Origin of the sequence: Bacillus paralicheniformis (genome assembly GCF_002993925.1) — a bacterium.
GTDB lineage: Bacteria > Bacillota > Bacilli > Bacillales > Bacillaceae > Bacillus > Bacillus paralicheniformis.
The window spans coordinates 1781528-1798676 of sequence record NZ_CP023665.1 but is presented as its reverse complement, the minus strand read 5'-3'; the positions used below and the strand labels follow the sequence as shown (position 1 = coordinate 1798676).

The 17149-nt window shown below is 49.3% G+C and carries 17 protein-coding genes; 1 reads left to right on the top strand and 16 read right to left on the bottom strand.

The genetic code is table 11. The features are described 5' to 3' along the window. Positions 1–8: 8 nt before the first annotated feature. The 12 genes from smc to CP943_RS09135 form a co-directional block, all read right to left on the bottom strand. Positions 9–3569, bottom strand: a complete 3561-nt coding sequence (gene smc, locus CP943_RS09190) for a chromosome segregation protein SMC (protein ID WP_075213241.1) — start codon at positions 3567–3569, stop codon at positions 9–11. A 99-nt stretch (positions 3570–3668) separates the two neighbouring features. Beyond that, positions 3669–4418 (bottom strand): ribonuclease III, encoded by a 750-nt coding sequence (gene rnc, locus CP943_RS09185; RefSeq protein WP_023857216.1) that lies wholly within the window; start codon positions 4416–4418, stop codon positions 3669–3671. Positions 4419–4562: 144 nt separating this feature from the next. Beyond that, the gene (acpP, locus tag CP943_RS09180; RefSeq protein WP_003181706.1) at positions 4563–4796 is read right to left on the bottom strand and encodes an acyl carrier protein; all 234 of its coding nucleotides are present in this window, start codon (positions 4794–4796) and stop codon (positions 4563–4565) included. A gap of 76 nt (positions 4797–4872) precedes the next feature. Next, positions 4873–5616 (bottom strand): 3-oxoacyl-[acyl-carrier-protein] reductase, encoded by a 744-nt coding sequence (gene fabG, locus CP943_RS09175; protein WP_023857217.1) that lies wholly within the window; start codon positions 5614–5616, stop codon positions 4873–4875. Further along, complete coding sequence (fabD, locus tag CP943_RS09170) at positions 5603–6562, bottom strand: ACP S-malonyltransferase (RefSeq protein ID WP_023857218.1); 960 nt, start codon at positions 6560–6562, stop codon at positions 5603–5605. The genes fabG and fabD overlap by 14 nt, the downstream gene beginning before the upstream one ends. 17 nt (positions 6563–6579) lie before the next feature. Beyond that, positions 6580–7572 (bottom strand): phosphate acyltransferase PlsX, encoded by a 993-nt coding sequence (gene plsX, locus CP943_RS09165; protein ID WP_020451361.1) that lies wholly within the window; start codon positions 7570–7572, stop codon positions 6580–6582. Positions 7573–7589: 17 nt separating this feature from the next. Next, complete coding sequence (gene fapR, locus CP943_RS09160; RefSeq protein ID WP_020451360.1) at positions 7590–8156, bottom strand: transcription factor FapR; 567 nt, start codon at positions 8154–8156, stop codon at positions 7590–7592. A gap of 117 nt (positions 8157–8273) precedes the next feature. After that, positions 8274–10322 carry an ATP-dependent DNA helicase RecG gene (gene recG, locus CP943_RS09155; RefSeq protein ID WP_020451359.1) on the bottom strand — a complete coding sequence of 683 codons (2049 nt, stop codon included), beginning with the start codon at positions 10320–10322 and terminating at the stop codon, positions 8274–8276. Further along, entirely contained in the window at positions 10300–11202 is a 903-nt protein-coding gene (gene sdaAA, locus CP943_RS09150) for an L-serine ammonia-lyase, iron-sulfur-dependent, subunit alpha (protein ID WP_065644114.1), read from the bottom strand. Before sdaAA ends, recG begins: the two co-directional genes overlap by 23 nt. Positions 11203–11219: 17 nt before the next feature. Next, entirely contained in the window at positions 11220–11882 is a 663-nt protein-coding gene (sdaAB, locus tag CP943_RS09145) for an L-serine ammonia-lyase, iron-sulfur-dependent subunit beta (protein ID WP_020451357.1), read from the bottom strand. Positions 11883–12061: 179 nt separating this feature from the next. Then, positions 12062–13735, bottom strand: a complete 1674-nt coding sequence (locus CP943_RS09140) for a DAK2 domain-containing protein (RefSeq protein WP_080131363.1) — start codon at positions 13733–13735, stop codon at positions 12062–12064. Positions 13736–13752: 17 nt separating this feature from the next. Beyond that, positions 13753–14115, bottom strand: a complete 363-nt coding sequence (locus CP943_RS09135) for an Asp23/Gls24 family envelope stress response protein (protein ID WP_003181687.1) — start codon at positions 14113–14115, stop codon at positions 13753–13755. A gap of 286 nt (positions 14116–14401) precedes the next feature. Between CP943_RS09135 and rpmB the strand changes: the two genes are divergently transcribed. Next, the gene (gene rpmB / locus CP943_RS09130; RefSeq protein ID WP_003181685.1) at positions 14402–14590 is read left to right on the top strand and encodes a 50S ribosomal protein L28; all 189 of its coding nucleotides are present in this window, start codon (positions 14402–14404) and stop codon (positions 14588–14590) included. Positions 14591–14712: 122 nt separating this feature from the next. Here rpmB and spoVM read toward each other — a convergent pair whose 3' ends face one another. From spoVM to rsgA, 4 genes are all read right to left on the bottom strand, one after another. Then, positions 14713–14793: a stage V sporulation protein SpoVM gene (gene spoVM / locus CP943_RS09125; protein ID WP_003221545.1), complete on the bottom strand. Its 81-nt coding sequence runs from the start codon at positions 14791–14793 to the stop codon at positions 14713–14715. A gap of 85 nt (positions 14794–14878) precedes the next feature. Beyond that, positions 14879–15523 carry a thiamine diphosphokinase gene (locus CP943_RS09120; RefSeq protein ID WP_096748457.1) on the bottom strand — a complete coding sequence of 215 codons (645 nt, stop codon included), beginning with the start codon at positions 15521–15523 and terminating at the stop codon, positions 14879–14881. A 75-nt stretch (positions 15524–15598) separates the two neighbouring features. Beyond that, positions 15599–16255 (bottom strand): ribulose-phosphate 3-epimerase, encoded by a 657-nt coding sequence (gene rpe, locus CP943_RS09115; protein ID WP_039072720.1) that lies wholly within the window; start codon positions 16253–16255, stop codon positions 15599–15601. 3 nt (positions 16256–16258) lie between these two features. Then, on the bottom strand, positions 16259–17143 hold the full coding sequence (gene rsgA, locus CP943_RS09110) for a ribosome small subunit-dependent GTPase A (RefSeq protein WP_096748089.1): 885 nt from the start codon (positions 17141–17143) through the stop codon (positions 16259–16261). Positions 17144–17149 lie beyond the last annotated feature (6 nt).

The following is a 17149-nucleotide window of genomic DNA, read 5'->3' as shown; positions in this document are numbered from 1 at the left end:
ACCTCGCTTTATTGAACTAGTTCTTTTGTTTCTTCAAGCTTGACTGAGACCAGCTTGGAAACGCCTGATTCCTGCATCGTCACGCCGTAAAGAACATCGGCTTCTTCCATCGTTCCTTTTCGGTGGGTGATGACGATAAACTGGGTTTCATGGCTGTATTTTTTCAAGTATTGGGCAAAGCGGAACACGTTCGCTTCGTCAAGCGCCGCCTCGACTTCATCCAGCACGCAGAACGGAACCGGTCTGACTTTGAGGATCGAAAACAGGAGCGCGATCGCCGTCAAGGCCCGTTCCCCGCCGGAAAGCAGGCTCAGGTTCTGCAGCTTTTTGCCCGGAGGCTGAGCGATAATATCGACGCCCGATTGGAGCAGGTCATTCGGATCTGTCAGCTTGAGTTCGGCTCTTCCGCCGCCGAACAGCGCCCGGAAGACGTCTTCGAAATGAGAACTGATCTGTGCAAATGTTTCCGCAAAACGCTTCGTCATTTCCTCATCCATTTCCTCGATAACCTTAAAGAGCGTATTTTTCGCTTCGAGCAGGTCGTCTTTCTGCTCCGAGAGGAAGAGGTAGCGTTCATTGACCCTTTCGAATTCCTCAATGCTGCCGAGGTTCACCGTTCCCAGCTCTTCGATTGCAAGCTTGATCAGCTTGACGCGCTTCCTCGCCTCTTCAGGGGAAAGCTCCAAAGGATATTTTTCCCTCGCCCCTTCAAATGAAAGTCCATACTCTTCCCGCAGGAAAGAGAGCAGGTTGTCGAGTTCGACTTCCATGCGACCGAGCTTGACTTCTTCGTCTTTTAAGAGGCCTGCCATCTGCTTATACTGGCGCTTCATTTCTTTCAGTTCCAGCTCTTCGGTTTCAAGGCCTTTTTGCAGTTTCATCCGCTGCTCTCTTCTTGATGCGATAAGCTCTGCGGTTTTATTTTTGTCGTTCAGCTTCTTTTTCGCAGCTTCTTCAAGTTTTTCCTCCCCGGAAGTATTGGAGGACATTTCTGTCGTCAAGAAAGAGAGATCCTCTTCGGCAATTTTGAGCGCTTCCGCATTCTCGGCATACTCTTCTTCAAGCCTTGTGAGCTTTTCCCGTTCATTCGCACACGACTGTTCGGTTTTCGCCAGCACCACTTTCAAATCGGTCAGCTCGCTTTGCAGCGCTTCTTTCGTCGAGGTCTGTGTCTGTTTCCGCTCCGTCATGGCTTCGATTTCGGAATCGAGGCGCTTCAGCCCGCCGGCGATCGATGTGAGCTTTTCTTCAAGCTCTTTTTTACGCCGTTTCTTGTCTTCGTCCCCTTCGAGCAGAGCCGATTTTTCCTGGTCGTAGAGCTCCAAATGGCTGTTGACGTTTTTCTCGGCGATTTCGAGTTCGTACAGACGCCCTTTGATTTCCTGCTGTTCGGTTCTTAAGCCTTCCCCGTCCTCGCGGAGTGACTGAAGTTTGGCATCAAGCTCTTGCATCGTCTGCTTCAGGGCTTTCACTTCTTTTTCGAGCAATTCGGTTTTCTCTTCCATCTCGGCGAGACGTTTTGTCTGGGCTTCCAGCTCCCTGTTGCGTCCCAGAAGCGAGCTGCTTTTTTTCTTAACGGCTCCTCCCGTCATTGAACCGCCCGGATTGACGACATCCCCTTCAAGGGTGACGATCCGGTATCTGTGGCCGAGCCGTTTGGCAAGATCGTTGGCGCCTTTTAAATGCTCGGTGATCAGCACGGTGCCAAGCAGGTTTTGCACGACGGTCCGGTAGGCCGGATCAAACGAAACAAGCTCGCTGGCGATGCCGATGAACGACGGATTTTCTTTCGCCGCTTCGATATCTCGCGACTGAATGCGGCGCTCTTTGATGACGGAAAGCGGGAGAAAGGTCGCCCTTCCGAACGAATGCTTTTTCAAATATTGAATCGCCCGTCTGGCGGCGTCTTCATCGTCAGTGACAACATGTTGGGCCGTTGCGCCGAGCGCGATTTCAATCGCTGTTTCATACCGCTCGTCCGTCTTTAACAGCTCTGCAATCGCACCGCGAATGCCCGGAAGCTCGCTCTTGGCCTTTAATACTTCTTTGACGCCTTGATAAAACCCTGAGAAGTCCTCCTGCATCGCTTCAAGCATTTCCTTTTTGGAGCGCGCCTGCTGAACGTATTGATAAGCCTGGTAAAGGGCGGATTCCTTTTTCTCGTACTGGCTTTTTTTCTGTTCGTAGCTTTTTTGCGCGTCCCTGAATGCTTGAATCTGGCTGTGAAGGCGCTCGTCGACGAGGCTGAATTCGTGTTCGGTTTTCATCTTTCGGTCGGCGATTTCCTTCCGCTCGCTTAAATATTTTTCATTGTTTTGCGCGAGTCGTTTTTGCTGCGCCGCGGATTGGGACATTTGGTCTTCAAGAAATTGAAGCTCGTTTCGGACGGATGCCTGTTCGTTCAAGAGCTCGAAATAATCGCTTTTCAGCTGTTCGATTTCTTCTTCTACATTTTCGCTGTATCCGGAGAGAGCCTGATTCTTTTCTTTCACCTTTCGGGCAAGCTCTTTTGCTTCGGCCTCGAGCTTTTCAAACACAAGCTTCTGCGCGGCGATTTTTTCTTTCAGGCTTCGCTCTTTTTCACTGCGCTGGACGAGCGCTTCTTCAAGCTGAGCTCTGTTTTGCGTCGCGTTTTTTTTGCGTTCCTTCAGCACTTCTTTCCGGCCTTCAAGCTTCTCCAGTTCCTCGCTTGTCAAAAGCAGCACTTGCTGAAGCTCATCGACCGATTCGTCGAGCGCTTGAATTTTGTCTCTTGCCTCTTCGATTTTGGCTTCCTTTGCCTGGATGGCCGCAGACGAAGACATCTCTTCGTCTTTCGCCTTTTCGACTTTCTGCTGAAGGGCTTCCCATTTTCCGTGAAGCTCTTCGATATCATACGCCGTTAACGCGATTTCGATTTTTTCAAGCTCATCCTTTTTTTCAAGGTAGTCTTTGGCGATCGAAGCCTGCACTTTCAGCGGCTCCACCTGCCCCTCGAGCTCGTGGAGGATGTCTTCGACACGGTTCAAATTGTCCTGTGTCTCAAACAGCTTGTTTTCGGCTTTTTTCTTTCTCGTTTTGTATTTTAATACGCCGGCCGCTTCTTCAAAGATGCTTCTCCGCTCTTCAGCCTTGCTGCTTAAAATCTCTTCGACTTTGCCTTGGCTGATGATGGAAAACGCTTCTTTTCCAAGCCCCGAATCCATAAAAAGATCGATGATATCTTTCAGACGGCACGGCTGGTTGTTGATGAGAAATTCGCTTTCCCCAGATCTGTAGACTCTTCTCGTCACACTGACTTCGTGAAAATCGATCGGCAAAAAGCGGTCGTCATTGTCAAGCGTCAGCGTCACTTCGGCAAGATTCAGCTTTTTCCGCGAATCGCTGCCTGCAAAAATGATGTCTTCCATTTTACCGCCTCTGAGCGATTTGGCGGACTGTTCACCGAGCACCCAGCGGATCGCGTCGGTAATGTTGCTTTTTCCGCTGCCGTTCGGACCGACGACAGCTGTCACGCCTTTTACAAAATCTACAGAAATTCGTTCTGCAAACGATTTAAATCCTATCACGTCTAAACGTTTGAGGAACATGGTGATCCTCCTTATGTATTAAAGTATTACAATTCTATCATAACCCCATCGAAAAGGCTTAAAATACATTGAAATCCCCCTGAGTTTTGCAAGGGGGATTTATTGTTTCATATGGTGTTTTTGCAGCCTCGCGAGCGCTTCTTGAGCGGCATGCTGTTCTGCTTCTTTTTTGGAACGGCCGCTTCCCACCCCAAGTACTTCTCCTTTTAGCGATACGTTTGCTTCAAATTCGCGGTTGTGCGCCGGTCCTTTTTCCTGAAGGATTTTATACTCCAGAATACCTCGTCCGTCGCGCTGTACAAATTCCTGCAGCTGGCTTTTAAAATCCATCACATGAGAAAAAGCACCATCGTCGATTTTAGGGAAAACGTACGCTTTCAGAAAGGCCACGACAGCTTCGAGCCCCTGATCCAGATAGAGCGCACCGATAAAAGCTTCAAACACATCGGCTAAAAGCGCCGGACGCTTTCTTCCTCCAGTCATTTCCTCTCCTTTTCCCAATAGAACAAGCTCTCCGAAAGAAAGCTCATGGGCCAGGGAAACCAAAGAAGGCTCACATACGATCGCCGCTCTCAATTTCGTCAAATCACCCTCGCTCATCGCCGGGTATTTGGCGTATAAAAATTGAGAAATCGTCAGTTCCAAAACGGCGTCTCCTAAAAATTCAAGCCTCTCATTATCTTCATATGGCTTCTTTCGATGCTCATTCACATAAGATGAATGTGTAAATGCTTGATATAAAAGCTTCTCGTTTTGAAATTGAACCGAAATCCGTTCCTGAAACTTTTTAAACTGCTCCGCTTTCTTTTGAAACATTTTTTTGTCTCTGAAATGTGAATGTTTTGACATAGCAACCTCCATATGGGCACATCAAGTTCACCTCACCTCCTATGAAAAGGCAGGTTCGTGTATCATTGGGCAGCAAAACATTAAAATTAAAGCCGCATTTATAAAGGGATAAAGCCCCGTCTTTAAACGGGACTTTAAATGAGCTTACTGCTTACTATTTATGTAGTTCACAGCGTCACCGACTGTTGCAATCTTTTCAGCATCTTCGTCAGAAATCTCCATATCAAACTCGTCTTCAAGTTCCATGACAAGCTCAACTACATCAAGGGAATCAGCGCCTAAATCCTCTTTAAAAGAAGCTTCAAGAGTGACGTCGGCTTCATCCACGCCGAGGCGGTCTACGATGATTTTTGTTACACGCTCTAATGCGTCTGCCATAGCTATTCACCTCCCCTCAAGTATTATAGTTGATTCGTTTTTAAAAAACCAGAGATAATTCAATTTTTGATTTCGTTTAAACCATAGCCATTCCGCCGTTGATGTTCAGCGTCTGGCCGGTCATGTAGCTCGCATGGTCAGATGCGAGGAAAACAACGGCGCTGCTGATGTCAGACGGATCGCCGAACCGTGCAAGCGGAATCTGCTTCAGCATTTCGTCTTGAATATCTTTTGTCAGCTTGTCCGTCATTTCCGTCGAAATAAACCCCGGAGCGATTGCATTAACGGTGATATTTCTTGACGCAAGCTCTTTCGCCAGCGTTTTCGTCAAGCCGATCACGCCTGATTTAGCCGCGACATAGTTGGCCTGTCCGGCGTTACCGACGACGCCTACAACCGAGGTGATGTTGATGATCCGGCCGCTTCTTTGTTTCATCATCTGTCTTGTTACGGCTTTTGAACAATTAAACACACCTTTTAAGTTTATGTTAATGACGTCGTCCCATTCATCTTCTTTCATTCTCATGAACAGATTGTCTTTTGTAATGCCCGCATTGTTGACAAGGATGTCAAGCGTGCCGAAGCGTCCGACCGCTTCCTTCATCATCGCCTGAACCTCATCCGCATTTGAAACGTCCGCTTTAAAAGCAAACGCATCGCGGCCGAGCGCTTTGATTTCGTCTACGACTTCGTTCGCTTTCGCTTCATTGCCCGCGTAGTTGACGACGACATTCGCTCCGTTTTTCGCCAGGTCCAGGGCGATCGCGCGGCCGATCCCTCTTGAGGCTCCTGTAACAACGGCTGTTTTATTTTCCAGCATTTTCGTTTTCCTCCTTCAACGTTTGAACGGCAAGTTCAATTGTGTTCGGGTCTGACACAGCAATCGTTTTGACTCTGCGGTTCACTTTCTTCACAAGCCCTGACAAAACCTTTCCGGGGCCGATTTCGATGAACGTCGTCACGCCTTCGTCAATCAGGCGGCTGATTGTTTCTTCAAATCGCACAGGAGAATACAGCTGTTCAATCAGTTTATTCTTAATGTCGTCTTTATCTGTTACAAAGTCGGCTGTTACGTTGGAGACGACCGGAATGGCTGCATCGCTGATCTTGCACGCATCAAGAACTTCACGAAGCTTATCAGCTGCCGGCTTCATCAGGTCGGAATGGAACGGCCCGCTGACTTCGAGAGGAATCGCGCGTTTTGCGCCCTTTTCTTTGGCAAGCTCTGAAGCGAGCTCGACGCCTTTAGCTGTTCCCGAGATGACGATCTGCCCGGGGCAGTTCAAATTGGCGAGCTGAACAAGGTTTCCTTCTTCGGAAACTTTGTCCGTCACTTCTTTCAGCGCCTGGCTATCCATGCCGAGAATGGCCGCCATCGCGCCTTCACCTGCGGGCACGGCTTCATTCATGAATTCGCCGCGCTTTCTGACGGCATAAACCGCGTCTTTAAACGACAAGGCGCCGGCAGCTACCAATGCGCTGTACTCGCCGAGGCTGTGCCCTGCCGCATAGTCGGCTTTAATGCCGTATTCCTTCAGTTTTTGAAGCGCTGCGGTACTCGCTGTTAAAAGGCTTGGCTGCGCGTTGTATGTAAGTGTCAGTTCTTTTGCATCCCCTTCAAACATGAGGGTGCTCAGTTTTGTTTCAAGCGTTTGATCCGCTTCTTCAAAAATCTTCTTTGCATTCGGTTCTTTTTCATACAATTCGTGTCCCATGCCGATATGCTGCGAACCTTGGCCCGGGAATAGAAAAGCAATCTTGCCCATATGTTAAAACCTCCAGACTATTCATCTGCTTTTTGTTGAATTTTTTCTTCGATAAATTCAGCGACATTTTGGCTGACCATCTCTCTGGCCTGGCGGATCGCGTGATAAACGGCCCGTCCGTCAGATGATCCGTGCGCTTTGATGACGGGCGCCTTTAAGCCGAACAATCCGGCTCCGCCGTATTCAGAGTAATCCATCTTCGTTTTCATTTCTTTCAGCTTCGGCTTCAGCGCAGAGGCGGCGAGCTTCGCCGTGAAGCTCGAAGTCAGCGTCGTTCTCAGCATTTTAAAAATGGACAGCGCCGCGCCCTCGACCGTTTTCAAGGCAACGTTACCGGTAAAGCCGTCTGTCACGATGACATCAGCGACTCCGTCCAGCATGTCGCGCGCTTCCACATTGCCGATGAAATTCAAATCGGTTTCCTTTAATTTTTGAAAGGTCTGCTTGGCAAGCTCATTTCCTTTTTTGTCTTCGGTTCCGACGTTTAAAAGTCCGATGCGCGGATTTTTGACGCCCAGCACCTGTTCTCCGTAAACAGATCCCATAATGGCATATTGAACGAGATGTTCGGGCTTGGCGTCCACATTCGCTCCGACATCAAGAAGGAGAAAGCCGTCTCCGGAGACAGTCGGCAATGTCGGCGCCAACGCAGGCCTTTCAATCCCTTCAATCCGGCCGACGATAAAGAGCCCGGCCGTCATAAGCGCTCCGGTGTTTCCGGCGGAAATGCAGGCATCCGCCCTGCCTTCGGCGACTTCTCCGGCCATCAGAACCATCGATGAATTCTTCTTTCTTCTGACGGCTCTGACAGGTTCGTCTGTCGCCTCGATGACTTCTTCCGCGTGCTTGACAGTGATCCGCCCGTGCTCCGTTAAATGGGCGGCAATTTTTTCCCGGTCGCCGATCAGCGTAATCTCGAGGTCTTCAAAATCTTCGACCGCTTTCATCACGCCTTCAATAACCGCTTTGGGAGCATTGTCTCCTCCCATGGCATCTACAGCAATTTTCATGACTTACGCGCCACCTTCTATGATTGTTTTGAACGATACATGACAAATTCGCCTGAAAACACAGGCTCTTCGGCAACATAGCTGTTCACTTCAACAACCGTTCTGCCTTTATCTTTATCAAGCTTTACGACTTTCGCTTTTGCAACGACCCGTTCGCCTTGCTTGACCTGCCTGGTAAAGCGGATGTCCGCTTTGGCCGTCAATGCGAGCTCATCGTCGATGAGGGCAACGGCGAGCGAGTTGGCCTGGGCAAACAAATGGTGTCCCCTGGCGATTTGATTTCGGCTGAAAACGTGCTCCGTTCTGATCTCCAGAATGGAAATCGCGTGCTCATCCAGCTCCAAATCAATGATCTCGCCAATGACCTCGTCGAGCGGGAGAGACTTGACTTCATCTTCAAGAGATTTCTCGGCAACACTTTTGATTCTTTCTCTCAGTTCAGGTATGGAAAGTTCCAAACGGTCCAAGCGAATCGTCTGAATGCTGACGTTAAATTTCTCCGCTAACTCCTCGTCCGTAATAAACGGGGTCGTACGAATCGTCTGCTGCAGCAATTCTTGGCGTTCTCTCTTACTTTTTCTCATGTTTTTAAACACCATCCGCGCAATTATGACTAGGTACTAATAGTAGTATATAATTTCATAGATTGGAATGCAATCTTTCTTTACCCGCCGACAATAAATTTTCACAGGACTTCCAGGTCAGCTCAGCTTTTCTCCTTCCATCACCCCGCTGTTTTGCAAGTGTTCCCGCAGGCTTTCATATTCGGCATCCGTCCAGAACGCCTTTGAAGAGACAAGTTCTGCAGCGTCTCTTCTTGCCGTTTCCAGCGCGCGGTAGTCGTGAACCATGTCAGCGACTTTAAACTCCGGCATCCCGCTCTGTTTTTTGCCGAAGAAGTCCCCGGGTCCTCTGAGTTCAAGGTCCTTTTCAGAAAGCTCAAAGCCGTCGGTCGTCTCAGACATGATGCTCATGCGCTCTTTGCCCGTTTCAGATTTCGGATCTGCCATCAGGATGCAATACGACTGGTGGTCGCCCCGCCCGACCCGGCCGCGAAGCTGGTGCAGCTGGGAAAGACCGAACCGGTCGGCATCATAGATCAGCATGACCGTCGCATTCGGAACGTTTACGCCGACTTCAACGACGGTTGTGGAAACGAGAATCTGGCATTCGTTTTTGCTGAACTGCCTCATCACCTGTTCTTTCTCGTCATTTGAGAGCTTTCCGTGCATGAGACCGATCTGCCACCTTCCTCTGAAAGCATGGGTCAGCATGCTGTGCACATCGATGGCGTTTTGAACGTCGAGCTTGTCCGATTCTTCGATCAAGGGACAAATCACATATGCCTGTCTGCCTTTTTTCAGTTCTTTTTCGATAAACGCGAGAATTCGTTCGAGCATGTCGTGCTTCACCCAATAAGTCTCGATCCGCTTTCGCCCAGCCGGCATTTCATCGATGACGGACACATCCATTTCCCCGAAAACCGTAATTGCCAGTGTCCTTGGAATCGGCGTCGCCGTCATAAACAAGACATCGGGATCTTTCCCTTTGCTTCTCAGTTTTTTTCTTTGCTCGACACCGAAGCGGTGCTGTTCATCGGTGATCACGAGACCGAGCTGTTTAAAATGGACATCGTCCTGAATAAGGGCGTGCGTCCCCACCAAAATATCAATTTCTCCTTCTTTTAATCTTTCTAAAAGCTCTCTTCTCCTTTTCCCTTTCACAGAGCTTGTTAAAAGCGCAACATTGACATCGTACTGCTCAAAGAGGGATACCAATGAATCGGCGTGCTGTTCCGCCAGTATTTCGGTCGGCACCATCATCGCTCCCTGGAATCCCGAAAGCAGCGAGGCGTATAACGCAATCGCGGCGACGGCCGTTTTGCCTGATCCGACGTCTCCTTGTAAAAGCCGATTCATTTTATACCCTGAAGCCATGTCCCTTAATATGTCGTCGAGCGCTTTCGCCTGCGCGTTTGTCAAAGGAAACGGGAGGCTTTTGACAAACGAATTGACGTCTTCCGTTTTAAAGGTGTGGCTGATTCCGTCGGACGCTTCCCGCTCGAACTTCCGTAAAGCCTGCATTTTCAGCTGAAACAGTAAAAATTCTTCATATACAAAGCGGCGCCGCGCATGTTTTAAAGCTTCCCTCGACTCGGGCTTGTGCATCGCCTTCACCGCCTCCTGGTAAGACAGAAGTTTATAGGCGGTCCTAAGCTTTTCCGGAAGGGGGTCTTCGGCAGACGGCAAATGGCTGCGGACGGCTTCCTGAATCAATTTCCTCATTGTCTTTACGGTGATATTTTCTTTGACGGAGTAAACGGGTTCAATCGACTGGTCACCTTGGTGCGGCCCGTTTTTCAGCTCCTGTACCATCACGGATTGTCTGTGCTTGTCCCATTTTCCGGTTACGGTAACGATCGAACCGATCGCAAGCTTTTTTTTCAAATAAGGCCTGTTAAAACAAACTGCTGTGATCAAATAGTTTCCGACCAATAGCCGGAACGTGAGGCGGCTCCGCTTTTTCCCGTAATAGGCAAGAGAAGGCTCGCTGTGAACCTTCCCTTCTACCGTCACTCGTTCGTCGTGTGCCACTTCTTCCAAATCGCGCAATTCATAATCGTCATATCGGTACGGGAAGTAGTTTAAAAGATCAAGAACCGTATAGATTCCGAGCTCATTTAACGTTTTTTCCGTTTCCGTCCCGACGCCTTTTATAACAGATATACTAAGTTGCAGATTGTGTTCCACGTGCAGCTGACGCTCCTCCGAATATTTTTTTCTCCAATTCTTTGCCCGTCGGTGTTGCAGCAAGACCACCCCGGCCTGTTTCCCTCAGTGCCGTCGGCATCGTCTGCCCGATTTTATACATCGCATCGATCACTTCATCGCATGGAATGCGGCTTGTAATGCCGGCAAGCGCCATATCAGCCGCGACCATCGCGTTGGCTGCGCCCATTGCGTTCCGCTTCACACACGGCACCTCAACAAGCCCTGCGACAGGATCGCAGACTAGACCGAGTACGTTTTTTAAAGCGATGGCCATCGCTTCGGCGCACTGTTCAGGGGTTCCGCCCGCCATTTCGACGATGGCGGCAGCCGCCATGCCCGAGGCCGAGCCGACTTCAGCCTGACAGCCTCCCGCGGCTCCCGAAATGCTCGCATTGTTGGCAACGACGAATCCGAACGCTCCCGATGTAAATAAAAAGCGGACCATCTGCTCTTTCGTCGGCTGAAGTTTCTCTTTTACCGCAAAAAGCGTCCCCGGGACAACGCCGGCCGAACCGGCCGTCGGCGTTGCGCAAATCGTTCCCATCGCAGCGTTGACTTCATTTGTCGCAACCGCTTTGCTGACAGCGTCAAGGATGACATTCCCTGACAGCCCTTTGCCCGATTTGAGGTAGGCTTGAAGCTTAACGGCGTCTCCCCCCGTCAATCCGGAGTGCGACACGACGCCTTCAACACCTTTTTGCACAGCATCTTCCATCACGGTCAAGTTGGCTTCCATCTGCTCGAATATTTCTTCCCGCGTCCGGCCTGACACCTCGATCTCCTGCGCGATCATGATTTCAGAGATGGACACGTTCTTTTCTTTTGTCAGCTGAATTAATTCTTTTACATTTCGAAACATATCGTCTCACCCTCCTTTTAGTCAGCGATCTGGGTCACCTCAATGATGTTCGGCAGCGCTCTCAATTCTTCAAAAACAGCCGGATCGATCGTTTGATCGACCTCAATCGTCATGAGCGCTTCCTGGCCGACGTCTTTGCGGGCCACTTCCATATGGCCGATGTTGATTGCGAACTTTGCAAGCACATTGGCTACGCCTGCAATCGTTCCGTAGCGGTCGTTATGGACGACTAAAATAGCAGGGTGATTTCCCGACAATCTGAGCTCAAAGCCGTTCAGCTCAATGATTTCGATTTTCCCCCCGCCGATTGAGATGCCTGCGAGTTCAAGGGAGCCTTCATCATCAGAGATGAGGATGCGGGCTGTATTGGGATGCGTTGGAACCGCTTCTTCTTCCCGGAACTCGATGGCGATTCCCTTTTCTTCAGCTAGGCGGATCGAATCTTTGATTCTTTCATCAAATGTATCAAAATCCAAAAGGCCGCCGATGATCGCAACATCTGTTCCATGTCCTTTATACGTCTCGGCAAAAGAACCGTACAATGACACAACGATTTGTTTCGGCTCCCTCCCAAACACGCTTCTGGCGACTCTGCCGATTCTGGCCGCGCCGGCCGTATGAGAACTTGACGGACCGATCATGACGGGCCCGATAATATCAAACACACTTCTGTACTTCATCCTTATCCCCCTTTTACACACAGATTCCCCCGCTGTACGGAGGAAAAAAAGCCGTTTTTTTTAGACTAATCGATCATTCCCCAATTGGCAAGCAGACAACGTCCGAGCGGGCTGATGCTTTAAAAAAAGCCAAAAGAAGAGAAGGGCTTTTATCATCATGCCCTTCTGCCTTTGATCGATTATTCAACAGCCAGAATGTAGGAATACAGCGGCTGTTTTCCGTCGTGCACTTCCACTTCAACGTCTTCGTACGTCTCGCTGATAAAGGCTGCGAGTTCTTCGGCCTCTTCTTCCGGCGCGTCTTCCCCTTTGATCACAGTGACGATTTCACTGTCTTCATCGATCATGCCTGCGAGCAGCTTTTTCGCTGCTGCTAACTGGTCAGATGCCGTCTCAACGATTTTACCGTTTAAGATGCCCATAAAATCGCCTTTTTTAATATCGATGCCGTCAATGTTAGTGTCTCTGACCGCATAGGTGATTTGTCCGCTTTTCACCTCGCCGATCGCACCGAGCATAGCGGCTTGATTCTCGTCCGCTCCAAGGGCCGGGTTGAATGCGAGGAGCGCGGCCATTCCTTGAGGAACGGTCTTCGTCGGGATGACAATCACATGTTGTCCGGCAACATCCGCGGCCTGGTTCGCCGCCATGACAATGTTTGAATTATTCGGCAGAATCAAGACCGTGTCCGCGTTGGCGTCTTTTATCGCCTGAACGATGTCTTCCGTGCTCGGATTCATCGTCTGACCGCCTTCGATGACCTTTGTGGCGCCGATGCTTTCGAAAAGTTCGGCGATTCCTTCTCCCATGGCCACTGTGACGACGCCGTACGGCTGCTTTTCAGCCGGCGCTTTTTCTGCCGGGGCAGCTGCCTCCTGTTTGTTCTGATTGAGAATCGCGCTGTGCTGCTCTCTCATGTTTTCGATTTTCATGTTGATTAAGCTGCCGTATTTTTGCGCATAAGTCATGACTTCCCCCGGATATTCGGCGTGGATGTGCACCTTGGCGATATTTTCGTCTGAGACGACGAGCAGTGAATCACCGAAGCCGCTTAAATCCTGGCGGAACGCATCTTCATTAAAGTTTCTTTTACCGCTGTCGAGCTTTACCATAAATTCCGTGCAATAGCCGAATTCGATGTCTTCTGTATTCATGTGGCTTTGAGCGTTTTTATGGTGCTCCGCGCTGACAAGATCATCCAATGACGGAAGAGCGGCCGCTTTTTCAGAAAGCTTTTCTCCCTTTAAAGAAGCGAGAAACCCTTCATACACGTAAAGAAGCCCTTTTCCGCCGCTGTCGACGACACCGACTTCCTTTAAAACCGGAAGCAGCTCAGGCGTCCGCTCCAATGAAGCCTCCGCTTCATTCACGACGGCTTCCATCACCTTGATGATATCGGTTTCAGTTTGAGCGGTGAGCACTGCTTTTTTTGCCGCATCTTTGGCAACCGTCAAGATCGTGCCTTCGACAGGCTTCATGACGGCCTTGTAGGCAGTGTCCACTCCGGCCTGGAACGCGGCGGCAAATTCTTTCGCGTTAATTTCCGATTTCTGTTCAATCGATTTGCCAAAGCCTCTGAACAGCTGGGATAAAATGACGCCCGAGTTTCCCCGCGCTCCCATCAGAAGCCCTCTTGACAGGCTTTGTGCCACTTTGCCGATATTGGCGGCATCGATCTGCTCCACTTCTTTTGCACCGGATGTCATCGACAGATTCATGTTCGTTCCTGTATCTCCGTCCGGAACCGGAAATACATTTAACGCATCAACTACATTTGCGTTTTGAGACAGATGGCGTGCGCCGTACAGAACCATTTCTGCAAAAGCTTTTCCATCCAGATTTCGTATAGACACTCTTGTTTTCCTCCTAACTACGGGTTCGTCACTCGTACTCCTTGAACGTAAATATTTACGGAATCCACTGCAAGACCCACTGTATGGTCGAGCGTATATTTGACTTTTGTTTGAACATTATGTGCCACTTCTGAAATTTTTGTTCCGTAGCTGACAATGATGTACATGTCAATATGAATACGATCTTCTTCTTGGCGGACGATGACGCCTCTTGCAAAGTTTTCTTTTCTGAGGATTTCAGTCAGTCCGTCTTTAATTTGGTTCTTGGATGCCATACCTACGATCCCGTAGCAGTCGATCGCTGCGCCTCCCGCAACCATGGCGACCACTTCGTTTGATATATCAATCTGTCCGTATTTTGTTCGGAATTCAATGGACACGTTGGTTCCTCCTTTTCGAGTCTCGCTTCTGACCTCTGGTTAACATCATTCTACTATAAGGACCTTCTTTTTAAAAGAACAGGCAGGCTTCTCTCCAAACCTAACCCTACTTATACTACAGCGCGTTCATTTTTTCAAGATGTCAAGGGATTTTTCTTGAAAGCAGAGCAATCAATAGTTGCAAACGGTTTTCAGCTGTGGTAAATTATTAAAGTATCTGAAGCATCACAGGTGATCAACTGATAATGAATGATGATGTTTTTTTTGATAGTTAGGAGGGAAACAAATGGCACGTAAATGCGTTATTACAGGCAGAAAATCACGTTCTGGCAACTCTCGTTCTCACGCGATGAACGCTTCTAAACGCACATGGGGCGCTAACGTTCAAAAAGTGCGCATCCTTGTGAACGGCAAGCCTAAAAAAGTATATGTATCTGCTCGAGCTTTGAAATCTGGAAAAGTTGAGCGTGTATAAGAAAAAATAAACGCCTGCCAAGAGCGACTGTACGCTTTAGGCAGGCGTTTTTTCGTTCTTTTGCTTGCCATCCGGGGAGAGCCCTTTGACCCGCTCCGCAAAAAAAGCGCACCCGGCGCTTCTTAGTCTTTGCGAAACGAGCCAAGCATCGCCCGGACGATTCCCCCTAAAAACTTCGGTAATTTAATGGTGTAAAATTTCATTCCCTTCCCTCCTCAAAGAGTCCGCAACCGCATCCACCTTCAACATCGGATCCCAAACACAAAGCGAGCGGAAGCGCCAGGATATTTAATCAGTGCTTCTTATCATTATTAATATGCCTTCAGAAAACGAAAAAGCACCTTGTGAATGGATGAGTTCGTTACTAATACATAGTGTCGAACCTAGAGCAATATGACACTTATTTAAAGAATACTTAAATCCTTCGAGGGAAAGGTTTTTTACCGTCTCCGTAAACGGCAGGAATGAAATGTACGGTGTTGTTTGATCACGCATGACGGTGTAAGAGCCTTGGGGGTGCATGCTGATCGTATTTTGGCGGTCGATCATGACGGTCTTGACGTTTTGCTTCATCGCGGTGTAAAGGAGATGCAGATTCCCGAGAAAATGGTCTGCTCTGCCTCCCGAAATGCCGAACATTCTAATGCATGAAGGCCGCTGTCCGACCGCCCAGCTCAACGCAAGGTCCAAGTCCGTCTGATCTTTTTCCGCCTGATAAATATGGAGGCGGGGAGCCGCCTTTTCAATCGCTTTTTTTTGCTCGTCTGTGATGCTGTCAAAATCCCCGAACGCTTCATCAGGCACGATCCCCGCTGCCAAAAGGGTTACAGCACCTCTGTCAACCCCGACCCAAAGCGCATCGCCGTCCTGATACTGCAGCAAGTCGGGAATGAGATGATCGGGACCTCCCGCTACAATATTGATCGTTTTCATCGCATTGTCCTTTCTGTAAACGCCGTAAAAAAAGAGCTCAGCTTGAGAAAGCCGGCTCTTTTTCATCGGGAAACCTTACCCAAGCGCACCTTTTATATCGGAAATGGCTTTTTTGCGGTCTTTTTCGTTATAAACGGCAGAGCCCGCAACAAGCAGATTTGCCCCTGCTTCGATACACTGTCTTGCCGTCATTTTGTTGACGCCGCCGTCCACTTCAATCAGCAGGTCGGCGAGCCCTTTTTGCTCGGCCATCTCCTTGACCTGCCTGATTTTCGGCAGGACTGAGGAAATAAACGACTGTCCGCCGAAGCCCGGATTCACTGTCATCAATAGTACGAGATCAAGGTCTTCAAGCACATGCTCGATCTGCTGCACAGGGGTATGCGGATTCAAGACAACACCCGCTTTGACTCCTTGCTCTTTGATGAGCTGGATCGTCCTGTGAAGGTGCGGGCACGCTTCAACATGGACGGACAAAATATCGGCGCCCGCTTTTGCAAAAGCAGGTATATAGCGGTCAGGCGCTTCAATCATTAAATGAACGTCGAGCGGAAGTTCTGTGATCGGGCGGACGGCTTCCACTACAAGCGGCCCGATGGTCAGGTTGGGAACGAAATGGCCGTCCATCACATCGATGTGGATGAAATCGGCGCCGCCTTGTTCAACATCCCGAATCTCTTCCCCTAGACGGGCAAAATCGGCTGAAAGAATCGAAGGAGCAACATATACCATATCTTAATACCTCGGCTTTCTGTCTTTGATCTCTGTTAAAAATTCAACATAATGGTCGTAGCGATACTGGGCGATTTCACCATTTTCCACGGCGCGTTTGACGGCGCAGTTCGGCTCTTTCATATGCAGGCACCCGCGGAACTTGCATTCGGCGCTTTTTTCGCTGATTTCCAAAAACGCAGACCCTAAATCTTCAGCTTCAATACCGGCAAACTCAAGCGAGCTGAAGCCCGGGGTGTCGGCGACGAGCCCGCCGTTTATATCGATCAGCTCCACATGGCGGGTCGTATGCTTTCCCCTTCCCAAGTGAGCGGAAATCCCGGCGGTTTTCAGTTCAAGGTCGGGGCTGATCGCATTTAAAAGCGAAGACTTGCCCACGCCGGACTGGCCGGCGAATACGGTGATTTTGTCTTGAAAATGGGAGACGATGTCTTCGATGCCGCTTCCGTTTTTCATCGATGTCATATAGACGCTGTACCCAATGTTCCGGTAGTCATCGGCATATTGGTGAATCCGCTCTTTGAGCGCGTCATCATCCACGAGGTCCATTTTCGTAATGCATATGATCGGCCTGATGCCACCCGCCTCAACCAGCACTAAAAAACGATCCAATAGCGACGTGCTGAATGTCGGCTCTTTTGCCGAAAACACGAGAACCGCCTGATCCACGTTGCTGATCGGAGGTCTGACCAATTCATTGAATCTGTCTTTAATCTCGAGAATGTAGCCTTCTTTATCGTTATCGGCCTGGTAGACGACATCGTCGCCGACGAGAGGGGTGATTTTATTTTTTCTGAAAACCCCTCTTCCCCTGCACTGAATGATCTGATCACCATCCAAAACATAGTAAAATCCGCTTAATGCTTTAATGATTTTGCCCTCAGGCATATCGCA